Genomic DNA, 15,988 nt, shown 5'->3' on the forward strand with positions numbered 1-15,988 from the left:
CGGTCCTAAGGTAGCGAAATTCCTTGTCGGGTAAGTTCCGACCTGCACGAATGGCGTAACGACTTCCCCACTGTCTCCAGCACACACTCAGTGAAATTGAATTCCCCGTGAAGATGCGGGGTTCCTGCGGTTAGACGGAAAGACCCCGTGCACCTTTACTGTAGCTTTACACTGGCAATCGTGTTTGCATGTGTAGGATAGGTGGTAGGCTTTGAAGCAGGGGCGCCAGCTCTTGTGGAGCCGCAATGTGAAATACCACCCTTACGACCATGGTTGTCTAACCGCGGACCGTTATCCGGTTCCGGGACATTGTATGGCAGGCAGTTTGACTGGGGCGGTCGCCTCCTAAATCGTAACGGAGGCGTGCGAAGGTGGGCTCAGGTTGGTCGGAAATCAACCGTCGAGTGCAATGGCATAAGCCCGCCTGACTGCGAGACTGACACGTCGAGCAGAGACGAAAGTCGGCCATAGTGATCCGGTGGTTCTGTGTGGAAGGGCCATCGCTCAACGAATAAAAGGTACGCCGGGGATAACAGGCTGATGATTCCCAAGAGTCCATATCGACGGAATCGTTTGGCACCTCGATGTCGGCTCATCTCATCCTGGGGCTGGAGCAGGTCCCAAGGGTATGGCTGTTCGCCATTTAAAGAGGTACGTGAGCTGGGTTCAGAACGTCGCGAGACAGTTCGGTCCCTATCTGCCGTAGGCGTTGGAGAATTGAGAGGATCTGACTCTAGTACGAGAGGACCGAGTTGGACGCACCTCTGGTGGACCTGTTGTCGCGCCAGCGGCATAGCAGGGTAGCTATGTGCGGAAGGGATAACCGCTGAAGGCATCTAAGCGGGAAACCCACCTCAAGACGAGTTCTCCCTTGAGAGCCGTTGTAGACCACAACGTTGATAGGCCGGGTGTGGAAGCGCAGCAATGTGTGGAGCTTACCGGTACTAATAGCTCGATCGAACTTCGATCGCTCTCATTAAGCAATGCTCATCGTTATCGCTCACGGAGCGTATCGCGCGCTTAACAGCGCGCTGCTCCTCCGCGAGGGCGGCACTTGTGCCGGCGTCCCTTGGACGCTTGCGCCTCACGGCGCGCAGGCATGTCGTTCGCGATGAGCGTAGGAATTAGCACGGAAAGACCAGAATTCGTATCACGCTTCCGCCGACCTGGTGATTATGGCGGGGTGGCTGCACCCGATCCCATTCCGAACTCGGCCGTGAAACGCCCCTGCGCCGATGGTACTTCGTCTTAAGACGCGGGAGAGTAGGTCGTCGCCAGGTCTGCAGAAGCGTGATACGAAAAATACGAATTCATCATCCTCTTCACATCTCTATTCAACACCGCCCGGGCTCACGCTCGGGCGGTGTTTTCGTTTGTGCGGCGATCTCTATCGGGTCTCCGGCGGCGTGGAGGGTGCTGTTCCGGCACGGCCGTCACTCAAAAAATTGGAATACCGGGCGTCGTCGTGCTGCGGCGGTCTGCTGGCGGAGGCTCGGGGCAGAGTGGCCGGTGAGGCTTCGCTCGGAAAACACTCTGCTGCCGGGCTGCCGTTTCTGGTATGTCGTCTCTCGTTGGCGATCGCCGCCTGACCGTATGTGTCGATTGGGATTGACGAGGGATTTCGTGGACGTTCGGCTGCCTGTTTCCTGCTTCATCATCGCGAAGGACGAGGCCGACCGCATCGGAACCACGATCCGTTCGGTGCGCGATTGGGTGGATGAAGTGATCGTCATCGATAGCGGCAGCACGGATGGGACGCGGGAGGTTGCGCGCGAGCTCGGCGCGGTTGTGTTCGAGAACGTGTGGCCGGGATACGGCCAGCAGAAACGTTTTGGGGAAGATCGCTGCCGGAACACGTGGCTTCTCAATCTCGATGCGGATGAAGAAGTGACCGACGCGCTTCGTGCGGAAATGCGCGTACTTTTCTCTTCAGGGGAGCCGGATGCGGACGGATACGAGATCACGATCGTGAACTTGTTTCCGGGCGAGGAGCATCCTGGACGGTTTGCGCATGCGCTGTCACCCGTCCGCCTTTATCGGCGCGATCGGGGGCGTTATTCGGAAAGCCCGGTGCACGATCGCGTTGCATTCGAACCCGGTGCCCGCATCGCGGGGCTTCGCGGCACGGTGTATCATCGCTCGATCCGGTCGCTTGGCGAGCAATTGTCCAAGCTCGACCGCTATTCCACCATGCAGGCGGACGACTTTATCGATCGCGGACGGCGCTTGCCCAAAATCCGCGTTTTCACCGAGTTTCCGATCGCTTTTTTCAAGGCGTGGATCGGCCGGCGGCTGGTGCTGCGGGGGACTTATGGATTTCTGGTCGCGATGAACTACGCGATCTTCCGGCATATTCGCGTGGCCAAGATCTACGAGAGAACGCGTTGACCGGCTGCCGTGCGAGACCCCGGCGGGCCTCTGACAATTGCTTTGCTCTCTTCCTATGTAGGTCCTGAGAGGAATGCTGCGTGATGCTGTTTCATCGGAAAAAGAGTGAGATGCCCCGGCCCGAGCACGCGCTCAAGGGACGTCCCGAGCCGCTTGCCACGGCTGACGAGCATTTCGTTTTTGGACGTCCGCTCAAGGGGCCGTATCCGGAAGGGTTCGAGACGGCGCTGTTTGGTCTCGGCTGTTTCTGGGGCGCGGAACGAAAGTTCTGGCAGCTTGGCGACGGAATATGGGTGACGGCGGCCGGTTATGCGGGAGGCTTTACGCCGAACCCGACCTACGACGAGGTGTGCTCAGGGCGGACGGGCCACAACGAGGTGGTGCTCGTCGTCTTCGATCCGGGCACGCTCTCCTACGGCGAACTCCTGAAAGTTTTCTGGGAAAGCCATAACCCGACGCAGGGCATGCAGCAGGGAAACGACGTCGGTACACAGTATCGCTCCGGCATCTACGTGTTTTCGGAGGCGCAGCGGGAGGCTGCACTCGCTTCGAAAGCCGCTTACCAGGATCTGCTCGCAGCTGAGGGGCTCGGATCGATCACGACGGAGATCCTTCCCGCGCCGGAGTTCTATTTTGCCGAGTCCCATCACCAGCAATACCTGGCCAAGGTTCCGCACGGATATTGCGGGCTTGGAGGAACGGGCGTTGCGTGTCCCGTTCCCGGCGGGATCGCGCCACGCTGACATGTTTCACGCGTTGCATCTTATGCATCGCGCCAGTGCCTTATTGTCGCGCGTAGGGCGATTTCTCGTGGCTTTTCCGACACCCCGTTCCTAGCGTTTACGAACCCTGATCAATGGCTTCTGGCGGCGCACAATTTGGCCGCTATTCTGCATTGAAACGTGCGGTCAATCAGTAAACGAATGAGGTGGGGTCCATGCGGGCGGCACGATTTGTATTGGTTCTTTCAGGTGCAGTCGCGGCATCGCCGGTCAAGGCGGAGCAGTTCCAGCTTCCCCCCGAAGTGACGCCCTCGCTGCGCGCCGCCTGCGAGACAGATGTGCGTCGTCTCTGCATCGGAAAGGACCCGACCGTCGCGAAGGTGAAGAGCTGCGTTTTCCGCAAATATTTCCAGCTCGGCCGAAAGTGTCAGGTCGAACTTGCCTCGCTCGGTTTCGGACGCTGATCTCAAGCGCAATTGTGCGCGCTCCCTTCGCTTCCAAGTTTCATCGTGAGATATGCGCCGCTTGACCCACGTCGAGCGGCGTCTTGTTGTGTGCGTGCTGAGGATTTATCAGAAGCGCTTCTCTTTCACGTTCTCGTGATTGGGATTATTTCCCCGATCAGTGGGGAAATATCACTCTCGCTGTTCTGGTATAACATCCCTACGGTGATGGGGCTGTTTGGGAGGTTTCTGCGGAACCGATCGCTTAGGGGCGGTCCGTGGAAGACGCTCATACGGCGCTTGTTCTTTCAAGTCAGGGAGCAGCACGAGCGGTCGGACCGCTGGATCTCCGAGAACGACCTCAAGGCTCGACCAAGAGGCAGCCGCGAGACTCGACCGCATCCGTAAAGCAAAAAGCGCGCAAGCGAACCTGTCTCTTCGAGGCTCGATGGGCCTCGGGAGCTGACGAATGCGCTTGGCCCGGATTTTACGAGAACAAGTCTCTTAGCTAGGAGAGGAGACCGAAAGATATGAAGCAGAAGCTTCGCCTTCTAACAGGCGGCTTCCTGGTCGCGATGCTGGGCCTGACGGGCCACGCGTTCGCGAACGAGGAAGTCGAGAAGCGCGCCGCCGACCCCAATCAGTGGGCGTCGCCGGGCCGCGACAACGCGCTTACGCGCCATAGCCCGCTCGCGGACATCAATGCCGAGAACGTCAGCAAACTGCAGATGGTCTGGTCGCAGTCGACCGGCGCTCTGCGCGGTCACGAAGGCCAGCCGCTGTTCATCGACGATGTCGGCGGCAAGCCGATGCTGTTCTTCGTCTCGGGCTGTCCGAATATGGCTCAGTGCAATATCGCACAGGGCCTCGATCTTACGGACCCCGACAATCCGAAGCAGATCTGGAACTACGTCAAGACGACGGATCGCGATGAATCGGCTGTGCCGCGCGCCTGCTGCGACACCGTCAATCGTGGTCCGGCTTTCGCCAACGGCAAGCTTTACTACGGCACGCTCGACGGCTTCCTGATCGCACTCGATGCCGCCACCGGCAAAGAAGTGTGGGTCGTGAAGCACGCCTGGCCCGAGAAGGGCGAGACGAGCACGAGCGCTCCGCTCATCGCCGAGAACCTTGTCATCCTCGGCTTCGGCGGCGACGAGTTCGCGGCTCGCGGCCGTGTCACGGCCTACAACCTCGAAGACGGTGCGAAGGTTTGGGAATGCCACTCGACAGGTTCGGACAAGGACGTGTGCCTGACGCCCGACACCAACAAGGCGAACCCGCACTTCGGCACTTACGGGAAGGATCTTGGCATCCATACGCATGTCGGCGACGATTTTAAAATCGGCGGCGGCGCGGTCTGGGGCTGGATCAGCTACGATCCCGAGATGAAGCTCGTCTATTACTCCACCGGCAACCCGGGCCTCTGGTCTCCGTCGTATCGCTGCGGCGCCAAGACCCACGACGAGTGCAACACCGGCGAGTGGGACAACAAGTGGGCGATGACGACCTTCGCTCGCAAGGTGGACACGGGCGAAGCCGTCTGGGCCTACCAGATGACCCCGTTCGACCAGTGGGACTATGACGGCGTGAACGAGAACATGCTTGTCGACGACCTCGATATCGACGGCAAGAAGCACAAGGCTCTCGTGCACTTCGATCGGAACGGTTTCGCCTATGTGCATGATCGTGCCGACGGCACGCTGCTGCGCGCGCACAAGTACGTCACCGTGGACTGGGCCGAGAAGGTCGACCTCGAAACGGGCCGTCCGATCAAGGTCTACGAACACTCGCCGTTCGAGCGTGGCCGCAACGTGGCTGTGTGCCCTTCCGCCATGGGCGGCAAGGACCAGCAGCCTTGCTCTGTGGACCCGAAGGACCCGAGCAAGTTCTACTGCCCCACCAACAACTGGTGCATGGAGCTTGAGCCGCAGGAGCGCACGCACACGCAGCAGGGCACGGTCTACGTGTTCGCCAACGTGTACATGTATCCTGAGAAGCCCGGCACGACCGGCAAGGTCAAGAAGTTCGACGTCGTGTCGGGCGAGACCGATTGGGAGATCCCCGATCCGTACCCGAACTGGGGCGGCACGATGGTCACCGACGGTGGCCTCCTGTTCTACGGCTCGCTCGGCGGCGATTTCCGCGCGGTCGACCGGAAGGACGGCAAGGTGCTCTGGAGCCGCAAGCTCGCTTCCGGCATCATCGCCAACCCGATCACCTACAAGGTGGGCGGACACCAGTACGTCTCGGTTCTCGCCGGCATCGGCGGCTGGATCGGCGTCCCCGTCACCGCAGGCCTCGATCTCAACGACAAGTTCGGTGCGATCGGCGCGACTGCGATGACCAAGGCGACGGGCCTCGACAAGATCCCGCAGGCTGGCACGTTGTTCACCTTCCGGGTCTATGAGTGATCATCGATCTGACATGAAAAATGCGCCCGGCGTCTCACGACGCCGGGCGTTTTTCCTTCCGGTTTTCGGGAGTTTCAGCCGGGATCAACGGAACTTGATCATCGGGCGGGGCAAGAGTGCCTTGTCGCTCTTGCTGCGCAACGATATAGAGTTACAGGTAAATCCGTATGAATGAGAAACATGTGACGTCTGTCTTGTTCCGTTTTTCGGCTTCGATCCTTGCCGCGGGCGCGCTTATGCTCGTAAGCGCCAGCGCGTTTGCGGACGATGCGCGGGTGCGGTTGAACAAGGACTATGACGAGATGACAGCGGCCGAGAAGACGGCCGCGCGGACCGCCGGGCGCGACATGTGGCGGACCAAGTCTCTCGCGACGTTGCGCGTTTGCGGCGACCCCGGCAACATGCCGCTCTCTTCCATGCAGGGTGAAGGCTTCCAGAACAAAATGATGGAAGTGGTCGCCGAGGCGCTCGGCGCCCGGCTGGTTCACTTCTGGCGGCCCTATCTCGAAAGGGGAATCACGCGGCAGACGTTCGAGACGGACGATTGCGACGTGCTCGTGGACATGCCGGCGGTGTACCGGGGCGTGCTTACGACGCTTCCAGTTTATCGCACCGCCTATGTGATGGCCTGGCGGAGCGATCGCGGCCTCGATATCACGGGGCTCGACGATCCCAAGCTCAAAGATCTGAAGATCGGCGTTTACCAGACCTCGGCGATCCGCGAGGCACTCAAGCGCCGCGGGCATACGGCCAACGTCACCCTGCACACCGTGAGCCACAACGGCGATCTCATTCCCGAGCAGCAGCCGAGCTATCAGTTGCAGCAGGTGCTGGACGGCACGCTCGATGTGGCTGCCGTGTGGGGGCCTTTCGCGGGGTGGTATGCGACCGGCAAGGGCGAGCCGATCACCGTGCTCCCCGTCAACCTCATGGACGACGACGTGCCGCTCGAATTCGATCTGGCGCTGGGCGTGCGGCCGACGAACGCCGTGCTGAAGTATGCGCTGGAATTTGCGCTCGACGACAAGCGGGAGAAGATCGAGGAGATTTTACGCAGCTTCGGCGTGCCGCTGGTGCACTGTAGCCGCTGTGTGGTCTCTGGCGATTTGCCGGCGCACGGCTCCTACACGAAGCCGTTCGACGTGATGCAGGCGCCGAGGAGTGCCCAATCGCCGGACCAGCTCGTCAATCGCGAGCGGCTCGAAGCGTGGCTGGCCAAGGGCGCCAACGTTCAGGTGGAACTCGCGAACGCGGTGCTCGCGTCGGACGAGGAACGCATCCGCTTCCTGGTGGAGAAGGGCGGGAACGTCAATACGCTCGACCGGCAAGGCTACGGCGCGCTTCAGTCCGCGGCAAGGAGCCGGAAGGACAAGCTCATTCCGCTGCTCGTCGAACTGGGGGCGGACATCAACGGGCGCGACCGGGATGGGTTCACGGCGCTCAGCAACGCGGCGCAGCGCAACCACGTGCCGTCGATCAGGGCGCTGGTCGAGCGCGGGGCGGATCTCGAACTTGCGGTCGACGGCGGGTTCGGGCCGCTTTCGCTGGCTATCGACGGCGGGCATTTCCTTGCCGCAAAGGCGTTGATCGAGCTTGGCGCGAAGGTCAACGCCGTGTCGGGCGAAGACAGGGTCACGCCGCTCATGGTTGCGGCCACGTGGCTTGCGGTGGGCGAGGCCGCGAAGGAAATCGAGCTCCGGCAGGGGCTGCGCTCCACGGACATCGCGACAGCGCTCATCGATCGCGGGGCGGATGTGAACGCGGCGAATGCGCAGGGCATCACGCCGCTCATGATTGCGGCGGCGCGCGGGAACATGGCGATGCTCGGGGTGCTGCTCGAAGCCGGTGCCGATCCGGATCTCAAGTCTCATGCCGGAAAGAAAGCGATCGACATCGCGGCCGACAGTCTCAATCCCGATGCGGTGAAATCGATCAAACTTTTCCAGGCCACCCTCTCCGGGCGCGCGCACCAGCCGGACGAGGCGCAAAGCGAAAAGGAAAAACTTTAAGGACGGGGCGGCGCCTCTGCGCCGTTCCGAACCAACTCCGCAAGCAAGCACGGGGGAGAGAAGAGCGGCACGGGCCTCGCTGCCGCTCCTCATCACGATCGGAAGAGGCGGTACAATATGGAAATGACGAGGGACGGAACGTGAATAAGAACTTCCTTGCGCTGCTGACAGCAGCAGCGGTTTCTACCGCAGCGTTGGTGAGCGCCTGCGGCGCGGCCGACGAGCCGACGACAAAGACGACGGCCAGCGAGGCTGCGGAAACGCAAGCCGCGGCGCCGGCGGCCGACGCCGCGCCCGTTCAGGTCGCGGATGCAGGCGACAAGGCCGAGGCCGGCGACAAAGCCGAAGAGGCAGCACCTGCGGCTGAGGCCGCCGCGCCCGCAGCCGATGGCGAGTTCATGACGGCGATCGAACGGGTTCAGGCTTCTCCTAAGGGCACGCTGAAGAACCCTTATACCGGAGACGAAACGGCAATTGCCGAAGGCCAAAAGCTCTACATGGGACTGTCGTGCAACGGCTGCCACGGTGGTGGCGGCGGCGGCGGCATGTGTCCTCCGCTGACGAACGAGGTCTGGGTTTATGGTGGCGACGACGACACGTTGTTCCGCCTGATTACGCTTGGCACCAAGGACCTGCAGGCTGAGGGCTATTCCCGTAAGGGTACCGAGGGCGTTGTCGGCCCGATGATGGCCTATCGCGAACTCATCGACGACGAGCGTAAACTTTGGAAGATCATTGCCTGGATCCGCACGAAGTGGGGCGGGCGCGAAGAACGGAAGGAATGGTAGAATGGCGGTTGGCCCGCGCATGAAATCCGTGATCCGTGTGAAGGCCGGCCTGGTTCTCGCCGCCGCCGCCATCCTGACGGGATGGCTGGCGGTGGCGCTGCCCGTCCGCGCTGCGCCGGAAAGTCCATCGGAAGCGCCGGCCGACGCGCTTGTGACCAAGATCGTCTATTTGAGCAAGCGCTATCCGGAGCCGCCGCCTCTCTCGCTGCTTGAGAAAATCCTGGACGACGAAGGCGTGCAGGGGGCGCGGCTGGCGATCAACGAGATCAACCACACCGGCCGCTTCCTGAAGCAGCATTTCGAAATCGTCGAGGTGGTGGCCAAGCGGGACGAGGATGTCCTCAATCTCGTGAGGCCGATCCTCGCCGAGGGGCCTGCACTTATCCTGGCGGATCTCGGACCTGCCGATCTCCTGGCGCTGTCCGATCTGCCGGAAGCCAAGACATCGGTTATTTTCAATACGCGCAGCAGCCGAGACGAGCTACGTCAGCAGGACTGCCGCGCGAACATCTTCCACCTGATGCCGAACTGGGCGATGCGCGCGGATGCGCTCGCTCAGTATCTGGTCTGGAAGAAGTGGCGGCGCTGGTTCGTCGTGTACGGCACGACACCGCCCGATCTCGAATATCTCGAAGCCATACGCCGTGCGGCAAAGAAGTTCGGGGCCAAGATCGTGGATGAGCGGGTGTACGAGTTCGACGCCGGATCGCGGCGCACCGATAGTGGGCATCAGCAGATTCAAACGCAGATGCCGCTCTTGACGCAGGGAGCGTCGGATCATGACGTCGTGTTCGTGGCGGACGCCGGCGAGGCGTTCGGCGATTATCTCATGTTCCGCACCTACGAGCCGCGGCCCGTGGTCGGATCTCAAGGATTGCAGGCTGTTGCCTGGCATCGCGCCTACGAGCAGTATGCGGGAACGCAGCTTCAGAACCGCTTCGAGAAACTTGCGGGCCGGATCATGACGGAGCGCGATTATACGGCTTGGCTCGGTGCGCGTGTCATCGGGGAGGTCGTGACGCGTACGGGCAAGAACGCGGCCGAAGACGTTCGCGCCAGAATTCTCGAAAGCGATTTCGAAGTGGCCGGTTTCAAGGGCATCGGTCAGTCGTTCCGTACGTGGGACCATCAGATGCGCCAGCCGATGCTGATTTCGGGTCCGCGTGCGCTGGTCTCGATCTCGCCGCAGGAGGGGTTCCTGCACGAAAGGTTTCTGACCGATACGCTTGGTTTCGATCAGCCCGAAACGCAGTGCAAGTTCGAACAATAAAAAACGACAAGGGGCGCCGGGCCTTTTGGCCCGAGCGCCTCGATCATCCTAGGAGAGGACACACATGACGCGTACCGTGGTCGCCGCGGCACTTGCCGTTGCTCTTGTCTCGTCTTCCATTCCGACGGCGAGAGCCGAGACCATCTTCGTTTCCAACGAGCGGGATAACACCGTCACGGTTCTGGACGGCAAGTCCTACGAGATCATCAAGGTGATCGAGACCGGCGCCAGGCCGCGCGGCATGGTGTTTACCCCCGATTACAAGAAGCTGCTCGTGTGTGCGGGCGACGACAACCGGCTCGACGTGATCGACACCGAGACGCTGGAAGTGGTGCGTCATCTCGATTCCGGGCCCGACCCGGAGCTGCTCGACGTCGATCCCCAGGGCGAGCGCGTCTACATCGCCAATGAGGACGAGGGCTATGTGACCGTCATGGAGATCGAGAGCGGGAAGGTGCTCGCCGAGATCCCCGTGGGTGTGGAGCCGGAAGGCATGGCCGTCTCGCCCGATAACAAGTTCACCGTCGCCACCTCGGAAACCACGAGCATGGCGCATTTTATCGACAACGAGACGCTTGAAGTGACGGCCAACGTGCTGGTCGATACGCGCCCGCGGGTCGCCAAGTTCGAGCCGAACGGAAAGCTCGTGTGGGTGACGGCCGAGATCGGCGGGACGGTTGCTGTGATCGATCCCGAGACGCACAAGATCGTGCAGAAATTCGGCTTCGACATTCCGGGTGTGCGGCGCGAGCTGATCCAGCCCGTGGGCGTGCGGTTCTCGGACGACGGCAAGCGCGCGTTCGTCGCGCTGGGGCCGGCGAACCGCGTGGCGGTGGTGGATGTCGCGAGCTACAAGGCCATCGATTACATTCTCGTGGGGCAACGTCCGTGGCATCTGGCGATGAACTCGGATCGCACAAAGCTCTATGTCGCCAACGGTCTCACCAACGACATGACGATTGTCGACGTCGCGACGTTGAAGCCTGAAAAGTCGGTTCCGGTCGGCCGCCTTCCGTGGGGCGTGCTGGTGAAGCCGTAAAGGCCGGTGCTGCACGCCTGCATCGGTGCGATAGAGAACGATGGGGTGTCCCTCGAAGAGGGGCACCTCAATGCGTTTTGCCCGAGGGCCGGAGCGGGGCGAACGCGGCGCGGGGGCGATGCTGGGTTTTTTCCCAGCGGTAGGGCGAGGTAGCGAGCTGCAACAACGCCCGGTAAGCCGCGAGCGAGATCAGCAGCCAGTAGGCCGGCATGAGGAGCGCCCAGGCTGCAAGCCGCTGACGTCCGCGGCCGCGCATCGCGACGATCCCGAGTACAACGCCGGATACATATCCGAGCACGAGATTGGCGACGGTGACGATCTTGATGATGCGAGAGAGCACGTCGTCGCCAAGAACGTCGAAAGGGCCGTACGCCGCATCGGCGGCAATGGCGACGTAGAGCCAGGGATGGACGAGGGCCGAAAGAACCATTCCGCCCATTAACACCTGCAGGCCCGCGAATTGCCGCCAACCGAGATCGCGGAGGGTGCGCCAGGGATTGCGCATGTGGACCAGATAGGTCTGCATCCATCCCTTGAGCCAGCGCGTGCGCTGTTTGAGCCAGCTCTTAAAGTTTGCGGGGGCTTCCTCCCATGTCGTTGAGGGAACGACGCCGACTGACCAGCCGTTGCGCGCGAGGCGAATGCCAAGGTCGGCGTCTTCCGTGACGTTGAACGGATCCCACGCGCCGACGTCTTCGAGAGCGGAGCGGGTGAAGTGGTTCGAGGTGCCGCCGAGAGGGACCGGCAGCTTCAGGGCTTCGAGGGTCGGGAGCATGCAATCGAACAGCACCGTGTATTCGATTGCGTACTGGCGCGTGAGCCAGGTTTCGTCTGCGTTGAGGACGTTCAGGCGTGCCTGCACGCAACCGAGGTCCGGGTTGGCCGTGAGGGCTGCGACGGCGCGGCGGAGCTGGTCGGGCTCGGGAAGATCCTCCGCATCGTAGATGACGACAAGATCGCCGGTCGTTCGCGGCAGGACGTAGTTGAGGGCGCGTGGCTTCGTTTGCGGCAAGCCCTCCGGCACGATCACGACCGTTATGTGTGGTGGCAGGATTTCGGCTTCGATGGCCTTGCGGGTGGCCTGGTCGGTTTCCTCAAGCGCGAGGAAGATCTCCAGGCGATCTATCGGATAGTCGAGACCGTCGAGTGCCGCCAGCAGGTCCCGGACGATGTCCGCTTCGTCGTGGAGGGGGACGAGAACAGAATAGCGCGGAAGCGAGAGGGGTGACGGCGCGCGCGGGGAACCATCGGCCGGGTGCGCAGTTGCCGCGAGGGATTTCCAGAGCGCCGATGTTCTGAGGAGCACGATGCAGCAGAATGGCAGAGCGAGTGTTGTCGCGAGGATGAACGCGGCCCGATGGGGCGCGAGGACGGCAACCGTTGCGAAGATCGGAATGATGAAAATGAGTGCCGCCTTTTGCCAGGCCCACAGGGGCTCGGCGGCGGAAAGATCGGGCCGGCGGCGGCGGAGACCGCTGACCGCGAGATCGAGATCGCGCTCTCTCTGGGATGTATTGTCGGGGTAGGTCGGCGCGGTGAGTGGGTCGCGCCGATTGTGGATGCGCGCGGCGGCAGGAAAAAGGTGAGAGGATAGCGAGGCGCGCGCTCGTTGCAGTGGCAAGCCCGAGCGTGCGCGTTCAGGGCTCGCGTGGCCTTCGCGTCGCTGAGGCACGTCCGAACTTCCCCCCGCAGTGTCGTTTCTGGTGCGCGCCTTGGTTTTGTCGTGCGTTGCAAGCTTGTGTGAGCGCGCTGTTTTTTGTTCTTCGATCCTCGTTTTTGTCTCGATCCGTGGACGTGAGCGGTGCGGCCGGCGATGACGGCGGGTCCCCGATCCGCTCGCGTTCGCCGCGATTTTGGCATAATGGTTTCGGTCTTGACCAGACATTCGAGCGATTCCGCATGAGGCGGCGCGATCCATGACGTTGAACACGCTTTTTGGCAGGTCTTCTCTCGCGATCCGGCTCGCGCTCGTGACCGTGTTGTTGTGCGCTGCGATGATGGTCGGACTTGCGGGACACGCAGGCGCGCAGAGCGCCGGATTTCAGACGGATGCTGCAACCGAAGCGGAGCAGGCTGCGGCGCCCCGGCGATTCGTGATCCGCTTCCTGACGGAGGGCGAGTTTCCGCCTTTCAACTATTACGACGACGAGGGCGTGCTCGCGGGGTTCAACGTCGACCTTGCGCGCGCCATCTGCCTCGAAGCCAATGCGGCGTGCGATATCAAGGTGCGTCCGTGGGACGAGCTGTTACCCAGTCTCGGACGGGGCGAAGCGGACGCGGTGATCGCCGCGCACGTAGTGACGGCGGCGACGCTTGCGGACGTCGATTTCACGGATCGCTATTTCCATACGCCGGGGCGCTTTGCTGGCCGCACCGAGGATGGTGCGCACGAGGTGAGCCCGGATGGGCTGGACGGCGTGTCGATCGGTGTCGCCAAGGGGACGGCGCACGAAGCGTTCGTGCGGGCCTTTTTCCGCGACAGCAAAATCGTTCTGTTCGAGAATCCCGAGCTTGCGCGCGAGGGATTGCAGCAGAAAAGCGTCGACGTGATTTTTGACGATGCGATCAGCCTGGCCTTCTGGCTCAACGGCTCGCTTTCGCGGCAGTGCTGCGAGTTCAAGGGCGAGGCGTTTCTAGAACCCAAATATTTCGGCGATGGGATTGCGGTGGCGGTGCCGCGGAGCGACCCGCAGATCAAGGCGCTGATCAACGATGCGTTGAAGAGGGTGCGCCAGAGCGGCCGGTTCCAGGAACTCGTGGAGCGCTACTTCCCGCTCCGTATTTACTAAGCCGCGCGCCTCGCCTCAGCCTTGTCATATTCCTGAAACCGAAGCCCGTTCAAAGGAGCCTAGGATCCAGTGTGGTCCGGCCGATTGGAGGCTTCCCGCATGAGCACGGAACGCTCATATCGAACGTTGTTTATCTCGGACGTTCACCTCGGTACGCGCACCAGCCAAGCCGAGATGCTTCTCGATTTTCTCAAGTACAACGACGCGGACACGATCTTCCTCGTCGGCGACATCATCGATTTCTGGCGCATCAAGCGCGGGGCCGTCTGGCCGCAAACGCACAACGACGTGCTGCAGAAGCTGCTGCGCAAAGTGCGCAAAGGCACGCGCGTCGTCTTCATTCCCGGCAATCACGACGAGGGTATTCGCGATTACGCTGGCATGCACTTCGGCGGTATCGAGATCGAGCGGCAGGCGCTGCACGTGACGGCCGACGGACGGCGCTTCGTCGTGCTGCACGGCGACGAATACGACGTCATCGTTCGCTACGCGCGCTGGCTCGCGCTGCTGGGAGACCGGGGATACGAGTTCGCGCTCTGGTGCAACGGGCCGTTGAATTTCATTCGACGCCGGCTGGGGCTCGGTTACTGGTCGCTTTCCGCCTACCTCAAGCATCGCGTGAAGCGGGCTGCGAATTTCATCGGGGCTTTCGAGCAGAACCTCGCCGAGGAAGCGCGGCGGCAGCATGTGGACGGTATTATCTGCGGCCATATCCATCACGCGGCGAGCCGGATGATCGAGGGCGTGCACTACATCAATACCGGGGATTGGGTGGAGAGCTGCACGGCGGTCGCCGAGACGGACACGGGCGAGATGGAGCTGATCCGCTGGCGGGAGGTCGTCGAGGCGCGCATGCCGGTGCCGACGCTCGATCCGGCTCTCAAGGCTGCCTAAATGCGGGTTCTTCTCGCAACGGATGCATGGGTGCCGCAGATCAACGGGGTCGTCAGAACCTATTTGAGGCTGCGCGAGGAGTTGGCGCTGATGGGGACCGAGCTCGTGGTGCTCGAACCCAGTCAGTTCCGCTGCATTCCCTGCCCGAGCTATCCTGAGATTCCGCTCGCGCTTCCGGCGCGCCGACGGTGCGCGCGGTTCATCGAAGACGCCCAAGCCGACACCATCCATATCGCGACGGAAGGGCCGGTCGGCTGGATGGTCCGGGCGTGGTGCTTGCGCCATGGGGTGCCGTTCACCACCAGCTTTCACACGCGATTTGCAGACTATGCGAGCGCGCGTTGGCCGGTGCCGCAGTCCTGGGGCTATGCGTTTCAACGCTATTTTCACGCGCCAAGCGCGGGCGTGATGGTGGCGACGCGGAGCCTCTCGGCCGATCTTTCCGAGCGCGGGTTCCAACGGCTCCGGCCCTGGACGCGTGGCGTCGACATGGATCTTTTCCGGCCGTCGCGCGAACGCCTGTTCGGTCCCGGGCCGGTGTTTCTTTATGTCGGCCGCGTGGCGGTCGAAAAGAATATCGAAGCGTTTCTCTCGCTCGATCTGCCTGGGGTGAAGGTGGTCGTCGGGGACGGGCCGCAGCTTGGGGAGCTTCGGGCGCGGTATCCATCGGTGACGTTTGCCGGTGTGCGACAGGGCGAGGATCTCGCGGCGGCTTATGCGTCGGCGGATGTCTTCGTGTTTCCCAGTCTTACGGACACGTTCGGAATGGTGCTTCTGGAGGCGATTGCCTCGGGCGTGCCGGTTGCCGCATTTCCGGCCACGGGTCCGAAGGACATTATCGTCTCGGGAGTCTCGGGTGTTCTCGGGTCCGATCTTCGAGCTGCGGCGATGGCGGCGCTCGATCTCGACCGGGACCTAGTGCGCCAAGCCGCCGAAGCGTTCACATGGCGGGCCGCGGCGCAACTTTTTCTCGACAACGTCGAGAGCGCGCTCGAACAGGAGTGCGATGCGCCGGTCATAGAGGGCCGCGACCTTAAGCCGGTGCGGCTTCGCGCTCAGTGATTAGAACGTGATCATTGTCTTTTTAGTGAGACCGACGATTCACGCTTCGGACTTTCTCCGCGCTGCCGATTCACGCCGCGCCGGGTAGGCGGCGCGGCGATCGGAGCGGCTAGGGTCCGAAGCGATCATGGTCTAATTTGAGATTGGCTCTGGTCAGCGGTCCCTGAGCG

The 15,988-nt window shown here is 62.1% G+C and carries 12 protein-coding genes and 2 rRNA genes (1 of these 14 running past the window's edge); 13 read left to right on the forward strand and 1 reads right to left on the reverse strand.

The features are described 5' to 3' along the window. The 10 genes from W911_RS03215 to W911_RS03260 form a co-directional block, all read left to right on the forward strand. Positions 1-971: ribosomal RNA gene (locus W911_RS03215) — 23S ribosomal RNA — on the forward strand (it extends 1,826 nt beyond the left edge of the window). 194 nt (positions 972-1,165) lie between these two features. Next, positions 1,166-1,280, forward strand: a 5S ribosomal RNA gene (gene rrf / locus W911_RS03220). Between the two features lie 343 nt (positions 1,281-1,623). Further along, a complete protein-coding gene (locus W911_RS03225; RefSeq protein WP_023786072.1) occupies positions 1,624-2,388 on the forward strand; it encodes a glycosyltransferase family 2 protein in 765 nt (254 codons plus the stop codon). Between the two features lie 83 nt (positions 2,389-2,471). Next, complete coding sequence (gene msrA / locus W911_RS03230) at positions 2,472-3,131, forward strand: peptide-methionine (S)-S-oxide reductase MsrA (protein WP_023786073.1); 660 nt, start codon at positions 2,472-2,474, stop codon at positions 3,129-3,131. A gap of 194 nt (positions 3,132-3,325) precedes the next feature. After that, positions 3,326-3,574 carry a hypothetical protein gene (locus W911_RS03235; protein WP_041316200.1) on the forward strand — a complete coding sequence of 83 codons (249 nt, stop codon included), beginning with the start codon at positions 3,326-3,328 and terminating at the stop codon, positions 3,572-3,574. A 509-nt stretch (positions 3,575-4,083) separates the two neighbouring features. Then, on the forward strand, positions 4,084-5,967 hold the full coding sequence (locus W911_RS03240) for a PQQ-dependent dehydrogenase, methanol/ethanol family (RefSeq protein WP_023786075.1): 1,884 nt from the start codon (positions 4,084-4,086) through the stop codon (positions 5,965-5,967). 182 nt (positions 5,968-6,149) lie between these two features. Next, positions 6,150-7,976 (forward strand): quinoprotein dehydrogenase-associated putative ABC transporter substrate-binding protein, encoded by a 1,827-nt coding sequence (locus W911_RS03245; protein ID WP_158412824.1) that lies wholly within the window; start codon positions 6,150-6,152, stop codon positions 7,974-7,976. Between the two features lie 140 nt (positions 7,977-8,116). Continuing rightward, a complete protein-coding gene (locus W911_RS18540; RefSeq protein ID WP_041316202.1) occupies positions 8,117-8,764 on the forward strand; it encodes a c-type cytochrome in 648 nt (215 codons plus the stop codon). 1 nt (position 8,765) lies between these two features. Next, complete coding sequence (locus W911_RS03255; RefSeq protein ID WP_023786078.1) at positions 8,766-10,034, forward strand: ABC transporter substrate-binding protein; 1,269 nt, start codon at positions 8,766-8,768, stop codon at positions 10,032-10,034. 64 nt (positions 10,035-10,098) lie between these two features. After that, positions 10,099-11,073 (forward strand): PQQ-dependent catabolism-associated beta-propeller protein, encoded by a 975-nt coding sequence (locus tag W911_RS03260; RefSeq protein ID WP_023786079.1) that lies wholly within the window; start codon positions 10,099-10,101, stop codon positions 11,071-11,073. Between the two features lie 67 nt (positions 11,074-11,140). Here the strand turns inward: W911_RS03260 and W911_RS17140 are convergent, their stop codons facing one another. After that, a complete protein-coding gene (locus W911_RS17140; RefSeq protein WP_158412825.1) occupies positions 11,141-12,745 on the reverse strand; it encodes a glycosyltransferase in 1,605 nt (534 codons plus the stop codon). 244 nt (positions 12,746-12,989) lie between these two features. Between W911_RS17140 and W911_RS03270 the strand changes: the two genes are divergently transcribed. From W911_RS03270 to W911_RS03280, 3 genes are all read left to right on the forward strand, one after another. Further along, complete coding sequence (locus W911_RS03270) at positions 12,990-13,862, forward strand: transporter substrate-binding domain-containing protein (RefSeq protein WP_023786081.1); 873 nt, start codon at positions 12,990-12,992, stop codon at positions 13,860-13,862. A gap of 99 nt (positions 13,863-13,961) precedes the next feature. Next, positions 13,962-14,756: a UDP-2,3-diacylglucosamine diphosphatase gene (locus W911_RS03275; protein WP_023786082.1), complete on the forward strand. Its 795-nt coding sequence runs from the start codon at positions 13,962-13,964 to the stop codon at positions 14,754-14,756. After that, positions 14,757-15,818, forward strand: coding sequence for a glycosyltransferase family 4 protein (locus W911_RS03280; RefSeq protein ID WP_023786083.1), 1,062 nt, complete (start codon positions 14,757-14,759; stop codon positions 15,816-15,818). The last annotated feature ends 170 nt before the right edge of the window (positions 15,819-15,988 follow it).

Origin of the sequence: Hyphomicrobium nitrativorans NL23, from assembly GCF_000503895.1 — a bacterium.
In the GTDB taxonomy this organism is placed as follows: domain Bacteria; phylum Pseudomonadota; class Alphaproteobacteria; order Rhizobiales; family Hyphomicrobiaceae; genus Hyphomicrobium_C; species Hyphomicrobium_C nitrativorans.